The sequence below is a fragment of the Fulvivirga aurantia genome (assembly GCF_009711475.1).
In the GTDB taxonomy this organism is placed as follows: domain Bacteria; phylum Bacteroidota; class Bacteroidia; order Cytophagales; family Cyclobacteriaceae; genus Fulvivirga; species Fulvivirga aurantia.
Window position 1 is genome coordinate 1 of sequence record NZ_SMMD01000614.1, and the last position, 4,625, is coordinate 4,625.

The following is a 4,625-nucleotide window of genomic DNA, read 5'->3' on the forward strand; positions in this document are numbered from 1 at the left end:
CATATTTAGCAGTTATTATTCTATTAAAAGTGCTGAGGCAAACCTTAGGAAGTACCGGTTTTATGCTCCATTTTCAGGCGCCATTTCTGAGGTGAATCTACAGTCTGGTTCTTTTGTAAATCCTGGTAGTAATATAGCCAAAATCCTAAGATCAAATAAACTTGAGATAAAAGTTGATGTTCCTGCTGAGCAAATTCATTGGATAGAAAATGGAGCCACGACTACGGTGAAGTCAGAGACCGGACAAGAATGGAAAGGGAAAGTGTCTAGAATAGGGGAATTTGTAAATCAAACCACCCAGTCTATTGATGTGCACATAGCGCTCGAGTCTAACCAGGACAAGCTTTTTGATGGCCAATATTTAGAGGCAACGATACCTGGCAAAGTTGTAGAAAAGGGCATGCTGATGCCTCGAAATGCTTTGTTTAACGGCAATGAGGTTTTCGTACTCAACGACACTTTGCTAAAAGTACGTAAGGTAAATATTCATAAGACCAATCCGGAAACTGTGATATTTTCTGGTCTTTCTCAAGGTGCAGAGTTGGTGGTAGAGCCGCTAATCAATGCACATAATAATATGAAGGCCTATAAACTTGAAGAAGGGAAAAAGGACATAGATCTTGAAAAGAAGACGGAGTCTAGCGCAAAACTCGTAAATAACTAGCCATGGATAGTGTTAAAAACTTAGTGGCGTATTTTGTGAAGTACCCTATACTCGCCAACATACTAATAGCACTTACCCTTATTGGGGGTATCGTTGCCTTGTCAAGTACTAAAAAGTCATTTTTCCCTACCAGGCCAGATAAGAACATCAATATTCAGGTAGCTTACCCGGGAGCATCGCCAGAAGAAATGGAGGAAGGGGTAACCTTGAAAGTGGAAGAAGCTTTGGTGAGCATAGCAGGTATAGATGAGATTATTTCTACCTCTTCGGAAAATTCGGCCAACATTACGATTGTCACGCTAGAGAGCTACGATATCGATGAGGTATATACTGATGTAAAAAATGCGGTTGATGGGATAAGTTCATTTCCGGTTAGTGCAGAAAAACCTATCATATTTAAACAGAGGCAGAGATCTACTGCTCAATGGTTGGGCCTTACGGGCGATGTCGACCTTAAAACACTGGAGATTTATTCTGAGGAGATCAAAGATGATTTGCTGGCTTCAGGTGTAGTTTCTCAGGTTAATATTTCTGGTTTAAGCCCTTTAGAAATATCAATTGAGGTTTCTGAAGAGAATTTAAGCCGTTTTGGAATCACATTCGATGAGGTGGCCAATGCAGTAAGATTAAACAACCGGGATATTTCAGCCGGGTCTATCAAATCTAGTAGCGAAGAGATTTTAATAAGATCTAAGGCCAAGGAAACAGATGCTTCGAGAATAGGGGAGATAATTGTGAGGTCTAATGAGGATGGGAGCAACTTGCTCCTTAAAGATATTGCATCTATTAAGGAGCAGTTTGCTGAGCAGCCTACAAAAGCCTTACTCAATGGTAAAAGAGCTGTCTTTATTGAAGTGCAAAAGTTGGAGGATGAAGATTTGGAAATCATTTCTAACTATGTGAATGAATATGTGACGATATTCAACCAAACTCATAGTGGAGTAGAATTAGAGTTGACCTGGGATTTTATGAGTATGCTCAATCAGCGTCTTGATCTTTTGACAAGCAATGGTATGATTGGCCTTCTGCTCGTTTTGATTGCACTTGGTACTTTTTTGAGTTTACGGCTGTCATTTTGGGTAGCGTGGGGTATACCTTCTTCATTTCTAGGCATGTTCATATTAGGGTCATTTGTTGGGCTTACCATCAACATGATTTCACTTTTTGGTATGATCCTCGTTATCGGAATATTGGTGGATGATGGTATCGTAATAGCAGAGAATATTTATACACATTTCGAAAAACACAAAAATCCTGTAAAAGCCGCTATTCACGGTACTATGGAGGTACTTCCGGCTGTTTTTACTTCTGTAACTACCACCATCGTAGCTTTCTTGCCTTTACTTTTTCTTACAGGTGGCTTTGAGTTTTTAAAGGACATGGCTTTTGTAGTCATCTTTAGCCTTGGATTTTCGTTGATAGAGGCATTTTTTGTCTTGCCGGCTCACCTGGCGAGCAAATCTGTTTTAAGTGCAAAAAAAGAGGACTCAAGAAGCTATAAAATCCGTAAAAAGATCAATGGTGTAATCGATTGGTTAAGATTTAAAGCTTACGGTACAGCGCTTAAATACACCATGAAGTATCGAGTGATTTCTGTAGCATTTATCATTTCCCTATTCATTATCACAGCAGGGTTGTTTCAGGGAGGCTTTATAAAAGCTACATTCTTTCCTCAAATACCATTCAATAGCTTTAATGTAAATATTGCTTTTAAACCAGGTGAGCGTGAAGATAAAGTAGAAAGGTATCTTTCTCGTTTCGATAATGCCATTTGGGAGGTAAATGAAGACCTAAAATCGGAATTATATACAGAAGATGATATTGTAAACTACACTTTCGGATTTATTGGAGGTACTGGAGATGGCTCTGAGTCTGGTTCGCATGCAGGTAATATCAATGTCTTTTATAAAGAATTGGATGACTATGGTATCAATAGCTTCGATCTAATCAACAAAATAAGAGATAAAATCGGGCCCGTACCTGAGGCAGAGAAATATAACATAGGTGGTGGTAACAGGTGGGGCAAGCCTGTTTCTGTGAGGCTGTTAGGTAAAAATTATGATGAACTGCGTGAGGCCAAAGACTACCTCAAAGCTGAACTTAACAAAATCACGGAGTTAAAAGATATACAAGACAACGTGGCGGTTGGTCGAAGAGAAATGTTGTTTGAGCTATCTCCTCAAGCTTATTTCCTTGGGCTTTCACATAACAATATCACCAATCAGGTGCGTCAGGGCTTTTTTGGAGAAGAAGTTCAGCGACTACAAAAAGGCGATAATGAGCTTAGAGTTTGGGTGCGCTATCCTAAATCTGGTAGGCTCAATGTAGGACAACTGGAAGAAATGAAGATTAAAACAGCGCAAGGGGAGCAATATCCGCTCACGCAAGTGGCTGATTATAAAATTGAAAGAGGAATATCGGGTATACGGCATTACAATACCAGTAGGGCAGTTACCATTGAGGCAGATATGGTGGATCCCTTCGGTGAGGTACCGCCAATTATTGAGAAGGTACAACAAGATATTGTACCGCAACTTCAGACCAGATTCCCGACAGTAAAGGTCGATTATGGCGGACAGGCGCAGGAAAGTGCTCGAGCCGGTCAGGAGATAGGTCTATTTTTCGGAGGTGCATTTCTGTTGATTTTCTTTATCATCATGATCACTTTCAGGTCATTTTATCAGGCCGTTTTAATAATAATGATGATACCGCTGGGCTGGCTAGGGGCGGCCTATGGTCATGGTTTAGAAGGGCACCCTGTTTCTCTTTTGAGTGCCTGGGGTATGATTGCACTTTCGGGAGTTATTATTAATGATGCAGTCGTTTTCCTTGCCAAATTCAATTCATTGATTAAAAATGATGGTCAAAGCGTGTATCAGGCGGCTTATAATGCCGGTTTGGCTAGGTTTAGAGCTATTATGCTCACCTCGATTACTACGGTTGTGGGTTTATGGCCTTTAATTATAGAAAAAAGCTTTCAGGCGCAATTCCTGATTCCTATGGCGATTTCTGTAGCCTACGGTGTGTTGATAGGTACTATCATTATCCTTCTGTTCTTTCCGGTTTTCATCATTGTATTTAACGATGTAAGAAGGTATGCCAAATGGCTTTGGACAGGAGAGAAACCAGAGAGAGAAGATGTTGAGCGTGTTCTTATCGATGAGAAACGCATTGAAGAATATCGCGAGTCTGCTTAATAAGGTAGTTTACTGAATTTTATTACTAATGAGAATATTATACTTAATCATAATAGCTTTTGCTTTGGTTTCAAGTCATGAGGCTCAAGCTCAACAGCCACTTTCACTATCAGATGCTATACAAATAGGTCTAGAGCGCAATTACGACATCCGAATTGAAAGAAAAACGGTTGAAGTGGCTGAAAACAATAACAACTGGGGTGAGGCAGGGCGTTTTCCGACAATTACATTAGACCTTAATCAAAATAATAGTCTCACGGATAATGTTAAAACAGCGAGTCCTTTTCAACTGCAGGATCAAACTATTTCTAATAGCCTGAATCCAACGATAAATCTAAATTGGACGCTTTTCAATGGGTTCAAAATCAATATATCCAAGTCACGGTTGGCTGACCTGCAAGCTGAGTCTGAGGGCAACGCAGATATAGTAATTGCTAATACTATACAGTCAATTGTATTAGGATATTATAAAGCAGTATTAGAGAAAAGACGATTGGAAGAGTTTGAAAGGCAACTCGAGTTATCTAATGACAAATATCAATACACAAAGATAAAATCAGAGTTGGGTAGTGCGGTGAGTACAGATTTGTTGCTAGAAGAGGGTAATTATTTAACCGACTCAACAAATTTCATCAATCAGCAATTAATTTATAGGAATGCATTGAGAGATTTAAATGTACTGTTAGCGGAAGACGACATGTCAACTACCTATGAGCTTACCAATGATTTAACATATGAAGAAGAAAATTATGAGTTAGAAAACC

At 39.5% G+C, this 4,625-nt stretch carries 3 protein-coding genes; all 3 read left to right on the top strand.

Annotation, left to right across the window (positions count from 1 at the left end):
- Window positions 1-664: efflux RND transporter periplasmic adaptor subunit (locus E1176_RS05725; RefSeq protein WP_155209607.1), on the top strand; the 664-nt coding region annotated here is incomplete at its 5' end.
- 2 nt (window positions 665-666) lie between these two features.
- Window positions 667-3,861 carry an efflux RND transporter permease subunit gene (locus E1176_RS05730; protein WP_155209608.1) on the top strand — a complete coding sequence of 1,065 codons (3,195 nt, stop codon included), beginning with the start codon at window positions 667-669 and terminating at the stop codon, window positions 3,859-3,861.
- 28 nt (window positions 3,862-3,889) lie between these two features.
- The coding region (locus E1176_RS05735; protein WP_185152651.1) for a TolC family protein at window positions 3,890-4,625 on the top strand (736 nt) is incomplete at its 3' end.